Genomic DNA, 15865 nt, shown 5'->3' with positions numbered 1-15865 from the left:
GGATACAACTGCGACACTGCACAATCAGCCATTTTCGCGTCCAGTCCAATCAAGCTAGAACTCGGGCTTGCAGTGGGATACAAAAAAGGTTCATGCTGAACGCATGATATTTGAGAGTTCTAAGTGGGTTGGACGCATCTCGCAGCGCACCAAGACGCAAACCGATGGCAGCTTTCTCGCCTTCCCCTCGGGGAATGAGTTATCCGGTTCAGATACTGCGGCGGGCAACCCGGGCTGCCGACGCCAGACAGTTTAGATTTGGTGTTGGGGTAGCAAGAGGACTAAGGCACCGCGCTGGGCAGGCGAGGTCAAGCCCATGTTAGATGTGTCCGCGGACAAAGGAACATTCACGCACTGCATCCGGCTGGTGATCGCAGATCGGCAACCGATCGTTCTGCAGGGGTTGAGGTCCCTATTCGCAGCACAGCACGACTTCGAGATTGTTGCGTCGTGTAGCCGCGGAAAAAGCTGCCTCGATGCGATTCGGAATTTGGCACCCGACGTCGCGCTCATTGCTAATACGTTGCCTGACCTGACGGTGTCCGAGATACTCGCCATTGCGAAAGCCGAGGATCTTCCCACTCGGCTGGTGTTCTTTGCCGAACCCGAAGGAGATGACGATCTCACCGCGGCAATCGCGGCCGGCGCTTGCAGTGCAATTTCGAACTACGCAAACCCCGACACCATTCTGCGTTCCCTGAGGCTGATGACGGAGGGCACCAGTGCGCGACCGAAATCGTCCCAGGAGCTCTCGCCAAACGGGAAGGAAGTAGACGGCGCCAAAATCGAAAGAATGATGAGGGTGCTCACGTGTCGCGAGCGCGAAATCATACGACTGGTGGCCGAAGGTCTGTCGAACAAGGAGATTGCGCGCCAGCTGAACGTTTCGCCAGGCACAGTCAAAGTACACCTCTACAACATATTTCATAAGCTTGAGATCAGTAATAGAACCGTGCTCGCTACGATCGCGTTGTTACAACGATCCACTGGCTCCGGCGCGCTCTCGCTCGCCGCGCTGGCGTTCGCAATCTTGAGCCACATCAAGCCGTCGGACGCGAACAACACCTTCCTGGATGAGGACAGCACCACCTACAAGGATCTTGAGCACTCCGTACTTGAGCTCTGGAAGAAATCGATCCTCGGGCACGTCATCGCTGCAGATCCCGCTGACACGGTCGTGCTCACCCAGAGGGGCTCCCCAACTAAGGTGAACCAAATCTCGCACTTGGCGGCGAGAATGGAAGATCTGCACGCGGCTGAGCAGGCCGTCCTCTCCAACTTCCCGAAAGGCTACGGCCCGATTGGATCCGGCACGCCCTATCGTTTCGTTTCGCCGCTGCTGCAAGCGATTAACCAGACCGGCGGCTCCACCGCGCAGCAGCAGCTCCCACCGCTGGAGTTTGCCTCGCCTCCGATAAAGAGTCATGGAGGCTATGGCACCTTCAGCATGACGGCCGCCGCCGTGGGGATCTGCACGCTCGACAACTCCCATGCCGCAGTGCAGGTGCTCGACCCGGGCGAAACGCTGATCGACACATCCACGGTCGCCACTCTGGATGGCGCCGCAGAAGTGGCGACGATCACTATTCATGACGCCAGCCATGTAAACCCCAACGATGTTGACAACCTGGCTTCGGGGCCAGTTGTCCACGACTCCCACCTGCCGCTCGCGTTTGGAGACGACGGCGTCGCAGGAGAAGGTAACGCGGCCCGCATAATCCATGGCGTCGCCGGTGACGACACCCTCAACGGCACCGGCTTAGTGGACGTTATCTACGGAGGCTCAGGGAACGATACGATTAGGGGTGGTGGAGACGACACGATCTACGGAGTATCCGGCAGCGACACCATCAACGGCAACAACGGTAGCGATACCATCATCGACGGATATGACGGTGACCAGCTGACGGGCAGCAAGGATGATGACATCTTTGTCTATGACACCATCATCGATTTCACATCGGGGGAGGACAAGATCAACCTGGCGGCTTTCGGCGCTCTGGCGTTCCTGCACCTGACGTCAGCAAGCAAGTCCGTGCCGCCGCATACCCTCGCCTGGATCTACAACCCCGCGAGCAATGAAACGATCATCTATGTGAATCCGACGGATCGCAGCCTTGATATCGGCGATCCGGGCCTGCTGGAAATCCATTTGCAGGGAGTTGTGTCCGTTGCCGAGTCGGATTTCGTCTACGAGCAGGAAGCGGCGGCTGTCGCAGCGGTTTTGGAAGGAATCGATCCTGCGCTGCTAGTGGCGACTGCGAGCGATGGGACCGTTCTCACGGCGGGCACCGAGCTGGCTACGGCTGCGAGCGAGAGCGAGCTCGTAACGGCTGATATCTGGGCCATGCCTGCCGACGACGGCTTGAGATTCCATTTCGGGCGAGACCGGGTCGGTTCCAACGTTTCGAGTAGGCTCACCAATTTCGGCGACGATCCAACTTATGCAACCGAGGAGAGCGACGATGATGCGGTTCACGTATCATCAATCGAGCTTGCTCATAACCAGGCGACGGTCCTGACCGAGGAAAATCTCACTTTCAAGAAGGAGCCGGTCCACACGAACAACGGGGCTATAGCAACCGGGAATGGCAAGGCATCCGCAGCTATCGGGTTTGAAATTCTCGAGTTTGGGATGCAAAGCGCCGCCCCGGTAGCAGTCGCAGAGCCCGTCGAATCTGGCGTGACACGGGGTAACAGTGGCGGCCATGGCAACTCGCCGCACGCTTCGCCTTCGGCCTCTGCAAAGGCATTGGCGGCCGGCGAATCAACCGAACCGGGCGTTGCATCGGGCAACGGCGTCGGTCACAACAATTCGCACTCTTCACACTCGGCATCCGCAAGCACTATGGAAGCGGCCGAGCCCGTCGAATCTGGCGTCGCACCGGGTAAGGGTGGCGGCCACGGTAACTCGCAGCATGCTTCACACTCGGCCTCTGCAAAGGCGTTGGCGGCCGGCGAATTAACCGAACCGGACGTCGCATCGGGCAACGGCGTGGGCCACAACAACTCGCACTCTTCACACTCGGCATCCGCGAGCACTATGGAAGCGGTCGAGCCGGTCGAATCTGGCGTCGCACCGGGTAAGGCTGGCGGCCACGGCAACTCGCCGCACGCTTTGCCCTCGGCCTCTGCAAAGGCGTTGGCGGCCGGCGAATTAACCGAACCGGACGTCACATCGGGCAACGGCGTCGGCCACAACTCGCACTCTTCACACTGGGCATCCGCAAGCACTATGGAAGTGGCCGAGGCCGTCGAACCTAGCGTGACACGGGGTAACGGTGGCGGCCATGGCAACTCGCCGCACGCTTCGCACTCTGCCTCTGCGAACGCATCAGCGGCCACCCCCCAGCCGGCCGAACCCGCGTGCGGGGCCGGCGGCGCTGGCCACGAACTGGCATTCCACTTCAAAGATCAGGCTCCCCGTTCCAGCCCCTCCGCGGCCGTTGAGCTAGAAGCGCTTAACGATACGCCCGTTCTCCTCGTTCATGGCGCCGAGCTGGCGGCAATCCTTAAGATGGGCTCAGCTGCTTTGGCGGAACACGCGACCAGTCACGACAATAACGGTCAGCACCATTCCATAGCTCATTTGCCCCACGAATTGCTCGCGTGAAAAGCGTTGGCAGCGGAGTCCCCTATGAATCTGATTTGCTCCTAAAGGCGAATCCTTAGAGTCCACACCACCTAGAGCCTTTTCGGTTCTGATTGAATCAGAACCGGGCTCGATTCTTGTTTGACGCGTTTTCTTGACGCGAACCGGTGTCCACTTCGCTGGAAAACGCGCTAAACGGCAGCCCTCAACGCCGCAAAGCCGCGCTCGAGATCGGCCTTGAGGTCGTCGACATTCTCCAGGCCGATGTGGAGCCGCAGCGTCGGCCCGCCGGGAGACCATTTGGTCGCCGTGCGGTAGGGATCGCAGTCGAACGGGATGATGAGGCTTTCGAAGCCGCCCCACGAATAGCCCATGCCAAACAGCCTGACCGCATCGAGCAGGGCATCGACCGCCTTCTGCGGCACCGGCTTCAGCACGATGCTGAACAGGCCGGAGGCGCCGGTGAAGTCGCGCTTCCAGATCGCGTGGCCGGGATGGCTTTCGAGCGCCGGATGCAAGACCTGCAGGACTTCGGGGCGGCCGGCGAGCCAGCGCGCCATTTCCAGGCCCGAGCGATAATGCTGCGCGAGCCGCACCGACAGCGTGCGGGTACCGCGCAGCGCCAGGAATACGTCGTCAGGTCCGGCGCAGACGCCGAGCAGGCGGATACCCTCGGTGAGCAGCGGCCAGGCTTTTGCATTCGCCGAAATCGTGCCGAACATGATGTCGGAATGGCCGCCGATATATTTGGTAGCGGCCTGCATGCTGATGTCGACGCCCTGGTCGAGCGAGCGGTGAAACAGTGGCGTCGCCCAGGTGTTGTCGTCGATGACGAGCGCGTCCCTTGCATGCGCGACTTCAGCGATGACAGGGATGTCGCTCATTTCAAACGATTGCGAGCCCGGCGCCTCGACCAGCACCGCCCTGGTGTTCGGTTTGAACAGTTTCTCGATCCCGGCGCCGACCAGCGGGTCGAAATAGCCGACCTCGACGCCGTAACGGGTCAGCATGCCGTTGCAGAAGTTGCGCGACGGCCGATAGACGTTATCGGTCACCAGCAGATGATCACCGGCCTTCAAGACCGACAGCAGGGCGGTGGTGATTGCGGCAAGGCCCGACGGCGCCAGGCCGACACCGGCGCATTGCGGCCCTTCCAGCGATATCAGCACGTCCTGCAGCGCCAGTGTGGTCGGGCTCCCGTGACGCCCGTATGAGAATTCGGCGCGGTGGGCGTGCAGGTCCTCGGCGGTCGGGTAGAGCACGGTCGACCCGTGGTACACCGCCGGATTGACGAACCCCCTTTGTCCCTTGGTGTCGCGGCCCGCCGTGACCAGTCTGGTTTCGGGCTTTTGCGGGTTGGACGGACCGTCGTGCGAAAAGCTCATGCGTTTGCATTATCCAAGACGTTATGCCGCAGCCACAACTTGATCGCGAAAACACCGGCGAGCGGCGGGTCGAGGCCGGGTGCGTTAATAACAAGAGACAGAAGAGGGCAGTCAACCCCTTGACCCGGCACGCCAGTCGTTCTGAGATGCGCGCCAACGAACAGTCGCTGCAAGTTGAGGGGCCTGCCGCGATATCAGATCCACCGCCTGACCGGATTGGCACGCTAAATGCACGGTCGGGACGACGCTTTTCAGCGAGGGATCAGCGGGTTGGCCCCACAACGTCAGGCGTTGCCTAAAACGATCTCCGGACGTCCCCTTGAAAGGCCTAACCCATGAAACGCATATCTCTGGTTGTTACCCTTGCCCTTGCCGTCGGCCTCTCGGCCCAGGCCGCCTCGGCGCAAACCCTCAAGACGATCAAGGACCGGGGCATGCTGTCCTGTGGGGTCAGCCAGGGCCTGCCGGGCTTCTCGACGCCGGACGACAAGGGTAACTGGACCGGGCTCGACGTCGACATTTGCCGGGCGATCGCGGCTGCCATTTTCAACGACGCGACCAAGATCAAGTTCGTGCCGCTCTCGGCCAAGGACCGTTTCACCGCGCTGCAGTCGGGCGAGATCGACGTGCTGTCCCGTAACACCACCTGGACGCTGTCGCGCGATACCTCGCTGGGCGCCAACTTCACCGGCGTCACCTATTATGACGGCCAAGGTTTCCTGGTGAAGAAGTCGCTGAAGGTGAATTCGGCGCTGGAGCTCAACAGTGCGTCGGTTTGCGTGCAGACCGGCACCACCACCGAGCAGAACCTCGCCGACTACTTCAAGGGCAACAACATGAAATACGAGGTGATCGCGTTCGCGACTGCCGACGAGACCGTCAAGGCTTATGAGTCCGGCCGGTGCGACGTGTTCACGTCCGACGTCTCCCAGCTCTATGCCGAACGCCTGAAGGTCGCCAACCCGGCCGAGCACGTCGTGCTGCCCGAGGTGATCTCGAAAGAACCGCTCGGGCCGATGGTCCGCCATGGCGACGATCAATGGTTCGATATCGTGAAATGGACGCTTTATGCGATGGTCGGCGCCGAAGAGCTTGGCTTGACGCAGAAGAATGTGGACGAGATGGCCAAGTCCGACAAACCTGAGGTCAAGCGCGCCGTCGGCACCGACGGCAATCTGGGCGAGCAACTCGGCCTGACCAAGGACTGGATGGTGCGGATCGTGAAGGCGGTCGGCAATTACGGCGAGTCCTTCGAGCGCAATGTCGGTTCCGGCTCCAAGCTCGGTATTGCCCGCGGCCTCAACCAACTCTGGAGCAAGGGCGGTATCCAGTACGCCCCGCCGATCCGCTAAGCGCCAGCGAGAGGGGCTGCGGCGATGGCCATCGAACCCCGAAAACCACCATCGCAGCTACTTCCCAGGCTGCAGCGCGCGCTCGGCGGCCGTGCTGGCTGGAGCGGCTTCGTCCTGCAACTGCTGTTCGTCGCCGCGCTCGCATGGATCTCCTACGAGATCGTCGCCAATGCCCGCGCCAATCTGCAGGCGCAGCGGATCACCGCGGGCTTCGGCTTCCTTGCCAACAATGCCGGCTTTGACGTCAGCCAGAGCCTGATCCCCTATTCGGGGTCCGATCCCTACACGCGCGTCTTTGTGGTTGGCCTGCTCAACACGTTGCTGGTCTCGGTGATCGGCATTTTCTTCGCCACCCTGATCGGCTTCCTGGTTGCCCTCGGCCGGCTGTCGCCGAACTGGCTACTGGCGCGAATCTCGGGCGGCTATGTCGAACTGATCCGCAACCTGCCGCTGCTGTTCCAGATCCTGTTCTGGTATCTCGCGGTGCTCGCCGCTTTGCCTAATCCGCGGCAGAGCATCTCGGTCTTCGACAGTTTCTTTCTCAGCAATCGCGGGCTGGTTATTCCGAAGCCGATCGGTCAGGCCGGCTTCGAGCCTTTCGTCGTCGCCGTGCTGGTTGCGATCGTCGCAGCGATCGCATTGTGGCGATACGCACGCCGTCAGCTCTTCCAGAGCGGCACGGTGATCAAGGTCTGGCCCTATGCGCTCGGCATGGTGATCGGCCTGCCGCTGCTCAGCGTGCTGATTTTCGGCGTGCCTGTCACGTTTGAGGTGCCCGTGCTCAGGGGCTTCAACTTCGCCGGCGGCTCGCGGCTGATACCGGAATTCGTCGCGTTGACGCTGGCGCTGTCGACCTACACGGCAGCCTTCATCGCCGAGATCGTGCGCGCGGGCATTCTCTCCGTGCATAAGGGCCAGATGGAAGCCGGCTCCTCGCTCGGGCTGCAGCGCGGTTCGGTGCTGCGGCTGATCGTGATCCCGCAGGCGATGCGCGTGATCCTGCCGCCGCTCACCAACCAGTATCTCAACCTGACAAAGAACTCCTCGCTGGCGGTCGCGATCGGCTATCCCGATCTGGTCTCGGTGTTCGCCGGAACCACGCTGAGCCAGACCGGGCAGGCGATCGAAATCATCGGTATCACCATGGGCGTCTATCTCCTGATCTCGCTGGTCACCAGCGCAATCATGAGTTTCTATGGGTGGCGGATCAGCCGGAGCATGGGCGGATGAGCGACACGACTTCATCCATTTTCGTCCGCCAAGACCTCGTGCCCGAGCGGGCCGCGCCGGTGAAGACCACCGGGTTCGTCGGCTTCCTGCGCACGCGTCTGTTCAATTCGCCGACCAACATCCTGATTACCATCGTCAGCGTGTTGTTGCTGTGGGTCATCCTGGTGCCCGCGCTGAAATTCGCGTTCATCGATGCGGTCTGGATCGGCAAGGACCGCACCGCCTGCCTCCCGAAAAATCCCGGCGATGTGGTTGGCGCCTGCTGGCCCTTCATTCAGGCCAAGTTCTCGCAATTCATCTACGGATTCTATCCGGAGCCGGAACGCTGGCGGGTCAATTTGACCTTCATTCTTGCCGCGATCCTTTTGGTGCCGCTGCTGATTCCGCGTTTGCCGGCCAAGGGGCCGAACGCCATCCTGTTCTTCCTGGCGTTTCCCGTCATTGGCTTCTTCCTGCTGCGCGGCGGCGGGATCGGCGGCTTCGGCGTGAGCTGGACGGCCGGGCTTCTCTCTGGCTTCAACGACAGTATCGGCGACGGCGGCAGGAAGCTGGTGGCCTCCGGCGAGGCGACGGCCATCATCGGACCGCTGTTGTGGGTCATCGGCAAGCTGATCGTGCTGGTGAGCACGGTGGTTGGCTGGGTGCTGCTGCCGCTGACCTGGCTGCGCGACCAGATCCAGGCCTCCGGCCAGCCGGTCTGGGCCGATCTCGCCGCGACCACGGTGATCGTTTCGGCGCTGCTGTTCTGGCTCGGCGGCGGCTTGCGCTCCGGCTGGCGTCCGCTCATCACCTGCCTTGGGGTCTTTGTCGCCATCGCGCTGGTGATCGCGGTGATGGGGCTCGATAACGGTGGACTTCCGGAGGTCGACACGCGGTTGTGGGGCGGCCTACTGGTGACGCTGGTGGTATCCGTTACCGGCATCGTCGCCTCGATGCCCGTCGGCATAGCGCTCGCGCTGGGGCGGCGCTCGACCATTCCGCTGATCCGGATTTTCTCGATTGCCTTCATCGAGTTCTGGCGCGGCGTTCCGCTGATAACCGTGCTGTTCTTCGCGACATACATGTTGCCGCTGTTCGTCCCGACCGGCTTCACTATCGACGGGCTGATGCGCGCCTTGATCGGCATTGCGCTGTTCGCCGGCGCCTACCAGGCTGAAGTCATCCGCGGGGGCCTGGCGGCGATTCCGCGCGGACAGGCGGAGGCGGCGAGCGCGCTTGGCCTCTCCTGGGCCAAGACCACGGCGCTGATCGTGATGCCGCAGGCGCTGCGCCACGTCATCCCCGGCCTCGTCAACAGCTTCATCGCGCTGTTCAAGGATACCTCGCTGGTCTCGATCGTCGCGCTGTTCGATCTCCTGGGGCAGCTCAGGGCTTCCTTCAGCGATCCGGTCTGGTCGACGCCGACGACGCTGTTCACCGGCTTTGCCTTTACCGGACTGATCTATTTCGTCTTCTGCTTCGGGATGTCGCGTTACTCGCTGTTCGTCGAGAACCGGCTGAACGCCCATCGTCGCAACTGAGTACATCACCATGACCGCAAACTCGATCGTTGGCATCAACGCACTCAACAAATGGTACGGCGATTTTCACGTGCTGCGCGACATCAACCTCGATGTCGCCAAGGGCGAGCGCATCGTGATCTGCGGCCCCTCAGGCTCGGGCAAGTCGACGCTGATCCGCTGCATCAACGCGTTGGAGGAATTCCAGGAAGGCCAGATCGTGGTCGAGGGCATCGAACTCGGTCCGAACCTAAGGCGGGTGGATGAAGTCCGCCGCGAGGTCGGCATGGTGTTCCAGAGCTTTAACCTGTTTCCGCACCTGACCGTGCTTGAGAACTGCACACTGGCGCCGATCTGGGTACGCAATATTCCGAAAAAGGACGCCGAGGCGACCGCGATGAAATTCCTGGAGCGGGTCAAGATCCCGCATCAGGCCAACAAATATCCCGGCCAGATGTCGGGCGGTCAGCAGCAGCGCGTCGCCATTGCCCGCGCGCTGACCATGAACCCGAAGGTGATGCTGTTCGACGAGCCGACTTCGGCGCTCGACCCGGAAATGGTCAAGGAAGTGCTCGACACCATGGTCGATCTCGCCAAGGAAGGCATGACCATGCTGGTAGTCACCCACGAAATGGGATTTGCCCGCGAAGTCGCCAACCGCGTGGTCTTCATGGACGCGGGCCAGGTAATCGAGTCAAACACGCCGCATGAATTCTTCGCCAACCCGCAGCACGCGCGGACGAAGCTGTTCCTGAGCCAGATATTGCGGCATTAGCGGCTGTCGTTCCGGGGCGCGCGAAGCGCGAATCCGGAACCTCGAGATTCTCAGGGGCGCAAGCGCGCCCCATAGTTCGATGCTGCGCATCGCCCCGGAATGACGATGCTGGTCTAAACCTTCTCGAACGGCACGTCGATCTTGGTGTGCCTCTCCAGCCATGCCGGCACCGGCAGGTTCTTCGAGCGCATGAATGCCGGATTGAACAGCTTCGACTGATAGCGGCCGCCGGAATCGGCCAGCACGGTGAGGATGGTTTTGCCGGGGCCGAGCTGCTTTGCCAATCGGATCGCGCCAGCGACGTTAATACCGGTGGAGCCGCCGAGGCACAGGCCTTCCTGCTCGAGCAATTCGTAGATCACCGTTACGGCTTCCTCGTCCGAAACTAGGAAAGCATCGTCGACAACAGCGGTCTCGATGATGGGCGTGACGCGGCCGAGCCCGATGCCTTCGGTGATCGAGTCGCCCGGCGTCGATTTGGCGGTGCCATGCTTGAACAGCTCGTACATCGCAAAGCCGTGCGGATCGGCACAGGCGGTCACGATGTCCTTGTTCTTCTCCTTCAGAAAGCGGCTGACGCCCGCGAGCGTGCCGCCGGTGCCGACCGAGCAGATAAAGCCGTCGACCTTGCCGCCGGTCTGCTCCCAGATCTCGGGTCCGGTGGATTCGTAGTGCGCCTTGGCGTTGTCGAGGTTGTTCCACTGGTCAGCAAACAAGACGCCGTTCGGCTCGGTCTTGCGAAGCTGGTCGGCGAGCCGCCGCCCGACATGCTGGTAGTTGTTGGGATTGGCATAGGGCAGTTGCGGCACCTCGACGAGCTCGGCGCCGCACAGCCGCAGCATGTCCTTCTTTTCCTGGCTCTGCGTTTCCGGGATCAGGATTAGCGTGCGGTAGCCGCGGGCGCTCGCGACCACGGCGAGCCCGATGCCGGTATTGCCGGCGGTTGATTCCACCACGAGCCCGCCCGGCTTGAGATCGCCGCGCTTTTCGGCTTCGAGGATCATCCATTTGCCGGCGCGGTCCTTGACCGACTGGCCGGGATTCATGAATTCGGCCTTGCCGAGAATGGTGCAGCCGGTCGCTTCGGAAGCGTGCTTCAGCTTGATGAGGGGCGTGTTGCCGATCGCTTCGATGACGTCGTTGTTGAAGGCCATGTCTTTGAAATCGCCGGTTTGTTTGCCTAATCGTTAGGCGACGACCCTAAAGGAGGGCCGCCAGCCGCACAAGCCAGCGTTGGGGCAGGGCGATCAGCCCGATTTCGCAAACACCACCTGGCGCACGTCGATATTTCCGGACAGGAAACCGGCCTCGCAATAGGCGAGGTAATATTCCCACAGCCGCCGGAAGCGATCGTCGAAACCCGACGGCGTCAGGTTCGGCCAGGCCGCGCGGAAATTGCTTCGCCAGATCGCAAGTGTCTTGGCATAATCTTGCCCAAAGATACGTTCGCGGATGACGGGAACGCCGAAGCGTTCGCCGAGTGTTTTCAGGATCTGCGGCGACGGCAGCATGCCGCCCGGAAAGACGTAGCGCTGGATGAAGTCGACTTCGCGGCGATAGGCCTGGAACAGGCTGTCCTGGATGGTGATGGCCTGGATACCGGCGAGGCCACCCGGCAGCAGGCGGTCGCGCAACTGTGAAAAATATTTCGGCCAGAATTGCTCGCCAACCGCCTCGATCATCTCGATCGAGACGATCCGGTCATAGCGGTCGCGCTCGTCGCGGTAGTCCTGCAGCTTGATCTCGACCCTATCGCTGAGTCCGGCGTTCTGAATGCGCGCCTGTGCGAACTCGCGCTGTTCTTTGCTGATGGTGAGGCCTACGACCTTGGCGCCGAACGTCTTGGCGGCGTATTCGGCAAAGCCGCCCCAGCCGCAGCCGATCTCCAACAGCTTCTGGCCCGGCCGCAGATCGATGGCCTCGGCGAGCCGCCGGTATTTGTTGTGCTGCGCGGCCGTCAGATCGGGCGTGTCGTCCTCGAACAGCGCCGACGAATAGGTCATGCTGGGATCGAGCCACGCCGAATAGAAGGCGTTGCCGATGTCGTAATGCGCATAGATGTTGCGGCGAGCCTGCCGCTTTGTGTTGCGGTTGAGCCAATGCCTGACGGCTTGGAAGGTGCGCGTCAGCGGATTGCCGACCAGCATGGTCTGCATCCAGTCCTGGTTGACGCAGAACAGATAGAGAAATTGCGTGAGATCGGGCGTGTCCCACTCACCGCACAGATAGGCTTCCGCGATGCCGATGTCGCCGCCGCGCAAGAGCCGCGAGGCAAAGCCGTAATCGTAAATCTTCATCACGGCGGCTGGACCCGGCGCGTTGCCGCCCAACCGGACCACGCGGCCGTCGGCCAGCGTCACGTCGAGCGTGCCGCGTTGCAGCTTTGAACCAAAGCCGAGCGCCAGCCGGGCCATGCGGGGCAATTCCGGAAACGTCGCGTCTACAGTTTCCGATGTGACCGAAATCAACTCGGGCATGTGCGATCCATCGAATTGCGGTTTACCGGGCTTCGCATGGCCGATCGACCCTGCTTCAATGCTTGGCACGGGTGGACAACGCCGGCGAAGTATAAACGGTGATTTTTCCGCTCGCCAAGCCGGTATTGAAGGCCGCGGCCTGCCGTGGAATCGGCCCGCATGCCTCCTGGAAACTGTGGAGCCGCGGTTGACGCAGAGTCGGCCACGTCCAGATCGATCCAGCAGGCTCGTCACGCGATAGCCGAAGCGATGGCCGAGTCTCGTGGAAACGGTGTCCGGTCGATGCGCGAGATTCGGCTGTTCCTGGAGTTTCAATTCGGCCACAGGCCGGGGGCTCCGCTGTGCGACGACCCGGTATCGGGCGTCAGAACAGGGGAAAAACCCCATGAAATCTTCGTAAGAATTCGGCGGTCCTGCGGCAGCCCGATATCGTTCCAAGCCCTACAAAACAAAGGGAAGTGAGCTCATTGTCGCCCGTTTTACGCACCTGAACGCATGATCGGCGAGAGGCTGCGCGGGGCTGTCCGCGTGCTGATCGCAAGGCTAATATCGGAGTTCGGTTCCAACGGAAGCATCACCCCCTGTGAACGTATCGCAGCCCAACAGGAGAAGCGCTCATATTGCGCCGGGCCGGGATTTGCCCGGTGGAGAACGGGTGTGACCCAGCGAATTGCAACTGCTGCGATCGAAGGTTGGCCTGTTCTCATTCCGGGCGGCAAGCGGCTGGCGCGATCGCTTGCCGTGCTTGGCCTCGTCGCCAGCTCCGCGGGCTGCATCCTGACCAAGGACCTTCCCGACCCTGCGCTCGACATCCCCGAAGGCTACAAGGCGGCGCGGCTTTCGAAGGCCGCGGATGCGCCGCCGACGCTCGACTGGTGGCGCGGATTTCGTTCGCGGGAGCTGACGGGCCTGATGGAAGAGGCGCAGACCGTCAATCTAGATATTGCGGCCGCCAGCGCGCGGTTCAAGCAGGCCGATGCGCAGGCACGAATCGCGGGCGCGGCGCTGCTGCCAACTCTCAGCGGCACCGGATCGGAGAGCTATTCCCGCACCTCCGGTTCGAGCGCCAGCGGCCTGTCCATTGGCGGCCGTGAGGTGGTCAATTACTCGGCCTCGCTCAGCGCCAGCTACGAATTGGATTTCTGGGGCAAGAACCGCGACGCCGCCCAGGCGGCGGAGGAGACTGCGGTTGCCCGCCGCTTTGACCGCGACGTCATCGCGCTGACCACGCTGACGACGGTTGCCAATGCCTATTTCCAAGTGCTCGCCGCGCAGGATCGGATTCGTACCGCACAGCGAAACATCGCGAGCGCCGAGCGCATCCTGAACGCGATCAAGGAGCGCTTCAGAGCCGGCACCGGTACCGACCTCGACGTCGCGCAACAGGAAAGCGTGGTGGCCAACCAGCGCGCGCTGGTGCCGCCGCTGCGGCAGACGCTCGACCAGAACATCAACGCGCTGGCGACTTTGGTGTCGCGTCCGCCAGAATCCGTGCGTGTCACCGGCGGAACCCTCAATCGGATTGCCGCGCCACGTGTCACACCGGGCCTGCCTTCCGAGTTGCTGACGCAGCGCCCTGACATCCGCCGGCAGGAAGCGCAGCTTGCCTCGGCCACTGCTAATGTCGGCAGCGCCCGCGCGCAGTTCTTTCCGAGCATTCAACTGACGGGGCAGGGCGGTTATCAAAGCTCGGCGTTGACGGCGCTGTTTCAGCCGCAAGCCGCGTTCTTCAGCATGGTCGGCAGCCTGACCCAACCGATCTTCGACGGCGGCAGGATTCTCGGCAATTTCGAGCTCACCAAGGCGCTGCAGGATGAACTGCTGCAGACCTACCGCAAGACGGTGGTGCAGGCCTTTGCCGATGTCGATAACGCCCTGATGTCGATCCGCCAGACCACCGAGAGACTGCGGCTGCAGCGCGAGGTCGTGGCGTCGTCGCGGCGGGCATTTGAATTGTCCGAGCAGCAGTTACGGGCCGGGACCGCCGACATCGTAGTCGTGCTAAATACGCAGCTAACATTGTTCCAGGCCGAGGATGCGCTGTCGCAGGCTCAACTGGCCCGGCTGCTGGCAATCGTCAGCCTCTATCAGGCGCTGGGGGGCGGCTGGGAGCCCAGGATGGAAAGGCCGGTCAATGCTCTTTAAGCCGGAAGTGAAGGACGACCCGAAGACGGCGCGCAAGCGCGTCGTGCGCGGCATTGGCCGGCGGATGGTGTCGCTTTCGATCACGCTGTTGATCCTCGGCGGCCTCGGCTACCTCGGCTGGAACGCCTTTCAGCAGAAGCAGACCGGCCGTGGCGGGCCCGGCGCACGTCCCGATCTCCCGGTGCCGGTGCTGGCGGCTATGCCCCGCACGCAGGATGTGCCCGTCTATCTCGATGCCGTGGGCTCGGTCCGCGCGCTGAACACGGTGACGGTGCGCGCCCAGGTCGACGGCAAGTTGATCAAGGTGAACTTCGTCGAAGGTCAGGACGTCAAGCAGGGCGACGTGCTGGCCGAAATCGATCCCGTGATCTACCAGGCACAGTACGACCAGGCGGTGGCGAAGAAGGCGCAGGACGAAGCGCTGCTCGCCAACCAGAAGCTCGATCTGGCGCGCTATCAGCAGCTCGCCGCGTCGAATGCCGGCTCCAAGCAGCAGGCCGATACGCAGCGCGCCGTGGTCGCCCAGCAGGAAGCGCTAGTGCAGGCCGATCAAGCCGCGATCGACAATGCCAAGGCGATGCTCGGCTATACCAAGGTCATCGCGCCGTTGTCTGGGCGTGCCGGCCTGCGCCAGGTCGATCAGGGCAACATCATCCGCGCCTCCGACGTCACCGGCCTCGTCATCATCACCCAACTGCAGCCGATCGCGGTGCAGTTCAGCCTGCCGCAGCAGCAGATCGTGCGGGTCAACGCTGCCGCCGCCAAGGGCGTGCTGGCGGTGGACGTGTTCGGCAATGACGGCGTGACCGTCATCGACACCGGTACGCTCAAAGGCATCGACAACCAGGTCGATCCGACCACCGGCACGCTGAAGCTGAAGGCGGAGTTTCCCAACTCCAAATTCCAGCTCTGGCCCGGACAGTTCGTCAATGTGCGGCTGAAGGTCGAAACGCTGGAGAAGGCAATCGTGGTGCCGAGCTCCGCGGTGCAACGTGGTCCGGTTGGGACATTCAGCTATGTGATCGGCCCCGACAATGTCGCGACCGCAAAGCCGGTCGTGGTGACGCAGCAGAACGAACATGATGCCGTTATCGCGAGCGGGCTTTCGATCTCCGACCGCGTGGTGACCACCGGCTTCGCCAATCTGTCCGACGGCGCCAAGGTCTTGGTTGGCACCGACGACAGGGCGCCAACCGCCGACCTCGCGCCGCGCAAGCGCAGCCGCAGCCCCGATGCCAAGGGAGACTCCAAGGCAGGTTCGGGCAAGGAGGGTCAAGCAAACGATGACGAGCGCCGCGGCAAGCGCGAGCGCGGCGAGGGCGATCAAAAGGGACAAACCGGCCCGGCACCGGCCGAGCCAGCGCGCGGCGGCGCTGCGAAGTCGCAGCCATGATCGATGCGCCGCACGCC

General features: G+C 62.3%; 10 protein-coding genes. 7 read left to right on the top strand and 3 right to left on the bottom strand.

What is annotated here, in order from left to right; genetic code table 11:
• Positions 1-316 precede the first annotated feature (316 nt).
• On the top strand, positions 317-3613 hold the full coding sequence (locus KJQ96_RS30060) for a LuxR C-terminal-related transcriptional regulator (protein ID WP_213289976.1): 3297 nt from the start codon (positions 317-319) through the stop codon (positions 3611-3613).
• Between the two features lie 170 nt (positions 3614-3783).
• Here KJQ96_RS30060 and metC read toward each other — a convergent pair whose 3' ends face one another.
• Entirely contained in the window at positions 3784-4977 is a 1194-nt protein-coding gene (metC, locus tag KJQ96_RS30055) for a cystathionine beta-lyase (protein ID WP_213289975.1), read from the bottom strand.
• Between the two features lie 335 nt (positions 4978-5312).
• On the opposite strand from metC, the gene KJQ96_RS30050 reads away from it, so the two are divergent.
• Genes KJQ96_RS30050 through KJQ96_RS30035 form a run of 4 tightly spaced genes read left to right on the top strand, consistent with a single transcriptional unit; the run spans position 5313 to position 9833 of the window.
• Complete coding sequence (locus tag KJQ96_RS30050) at positions 5313-6329, top strand: amino acid ABC transporter substrate-binding protein (protein ID WP_213289974.1); 1017 nt, start codon at positions 5313-5315, stop codon at positions 6327-6329.
• A 24-nt stretch (positions 6330-6353) separates the two neighbouring features.
• Positions 6354-7559, top strand: coding sequence for an amino acid ABC transporter permease (locus KJQ96_RS30045; RefSeq protein ID WP_213289973.1), 1206 nt, complete (start codon positions 6354-6356; stop codon positions 7557-7559).
• Complete coding sequence (locus KJQ96_RS30040) at positions 7556-9079, top strand: amino acid ABC transporter permease (RefSeq protein WP_213289972.1); 1524 nt, start codon at positions 7556-7558, stop codon at positions 9077-9079. The genes KJQ96_RS30045 and KJQ96_RS30040 overlap by 4 nt, the downstream gene beginning before the upstream one ends.
• A gap of 10 nt (positions 9080-9089) precedes the next feature.
• Positions 9090-9833 (top strand): amino acid ABC transporter ATP-binding protein, encoded by a 744-nt coding sequence (locus KJQ96_RS30035; protein ID WP_057844192.1) that lies wholly within the window; start codon positions 9090-9092, stop codon positions 9831-9833.
• A gap of 113 nt (positions 9834-9946) precedes the next feature.
• On the opposite strand, the gene KJQ96_RS30030 is transcribed toward KJQ96_RS30035, so the two are convergent.
• Complete coding sequence (locus KJQ96_RS30030) at positions 9947-10987, bottom strand: cysteine synthase A (RefSeq protein ID WP_213289971.1); 1041 nt, start codon at positions 10985-10987, stop codon at positions 9947-9949.
• A 93-nt stretch (positions 10988-11080) separates the two neighbouring features.
• Complete coding sequence (locus KJQ96_RS30025; RefSeq protein ID WP_213289970.1) at positions 11081-12310, bottom strand: cyclopropane-fatty-acyl-phospholipid synthase family protein; 1230 nt, start codon at positions 12308-12310, stop codon at positions 11081-11083.
• A gap of 684 nt (positions 12311-12994) precedes the next feature.
• Here KJQ96_RS30025 and KJQ96_RS30020 point away from each other — a divergent pair.
• Both KJQ96_RS30020 and KJQ96_RS30015 read left to right on the top strand, forming a co-directional pair.
• Positions 12995-14455, top strand: a complete 1461-nt coding sequence (locus KJQ96_RS30020; protein WP_309142485.1) for an efflux transporter outer membrane subunit — start codon at positions 12995-12997, stop codon at positions 14453-14455.
• The gene (locus tag KJQ96_RS30015) at positions 14445-15848 is read left to right on the top strand and encodes an efflux RND transporter periplasmic adaptor subunit (protein ID WP_213289969.1); all 1404 of its coding nucleotides are present in this window, start codon (positions 14445-14447) and stop codon (positions 15846-15848) included. The genes KJQ96_RS30020 and KJQ96_RS30015 overlap by 11 nt, the downstream gene beginning before the upstream one ends.
• The last annotated feature ends 17 nt before the right edge of the window (positions 15849-15865 follow it).

It is taken from the genome of Bradyrhizobium sp. sGM-13 (assembly GCF_018398875.1).
Classification (GTDB): Bacteria; Pseudomonadota; Alphaproteobacteria; order Rhizobiales; family Xanthobacteraceae; genus Bradyrhizobium.
This window is presented reverse-complemented; position numbering and strand designations above follow the sequence as displayed.

Bases quoted from the DNA above. Each gene is read 5' to 3' on its own strand.
- KJQ96_RS30060 (WP_213289976.1), top strand. From the start codon at position 317: ATGTTAGATGTGTCCGCGGACAAAGGAACATTCACGCACTGCATCCGG.
- metC (WP_213289975.1), bottom strand. From the start codon at position 4,977: ATGAGCTTTTCGCACGACGGTCCGTCCAACCCGCAAAAGCCCGAAACC.
- KJQ96_RS30050 (WP_213289974.1), top strand. From the start codon at position 5,313: ATGAAACGCATATCTCTGGTTGTTACCCTTGCCCTTGCCGTCGGCCTC.
- KJQ96_RS30045 (WP_213289973.1), top strand. From the start codon at position 6,354: ATGGCCATCGAACCCCGAAAACCACCATCGCAGCTACTTCCCAGGCTG.
- KJQ96_RS30040 (WP_213289972.1), top strand. From the start codon at position 7,556: ATGAGCGACACGACTTCATCCATTTTCGTCCGCCAAGACCTCGTGCCC.
- KJQ96_RS30035 (WP_057844192.1), top strand. From the start codon at position 9,090: ATGACCGCAAACTCGATCGTTGGCATCAACGCACTCAACAAATGGTAC.
- KJQ96_RS30030 (WP_213289971.1), bottom strand. From the start codon at position 10,987: ATGGCCTTCAACAACGACGTCATCGAAGCGATCGGCAACACGCCCCTC.
- KJQ96_RS30025 (WP_213289970.1), bottom strand. From the start codon at position 12,310: ATGCCCGAGTTGATTTCGGTCACATCGGAAACTGTAGACGCGACGTTT.
- KJQ96_RS30015 (WP_213289969.1), top strand. From the start codon at position 14,445: ATGCTCTTTAAGCCGGAAGTGAAGGACGACCCGAAGACGGCGCGCAAG.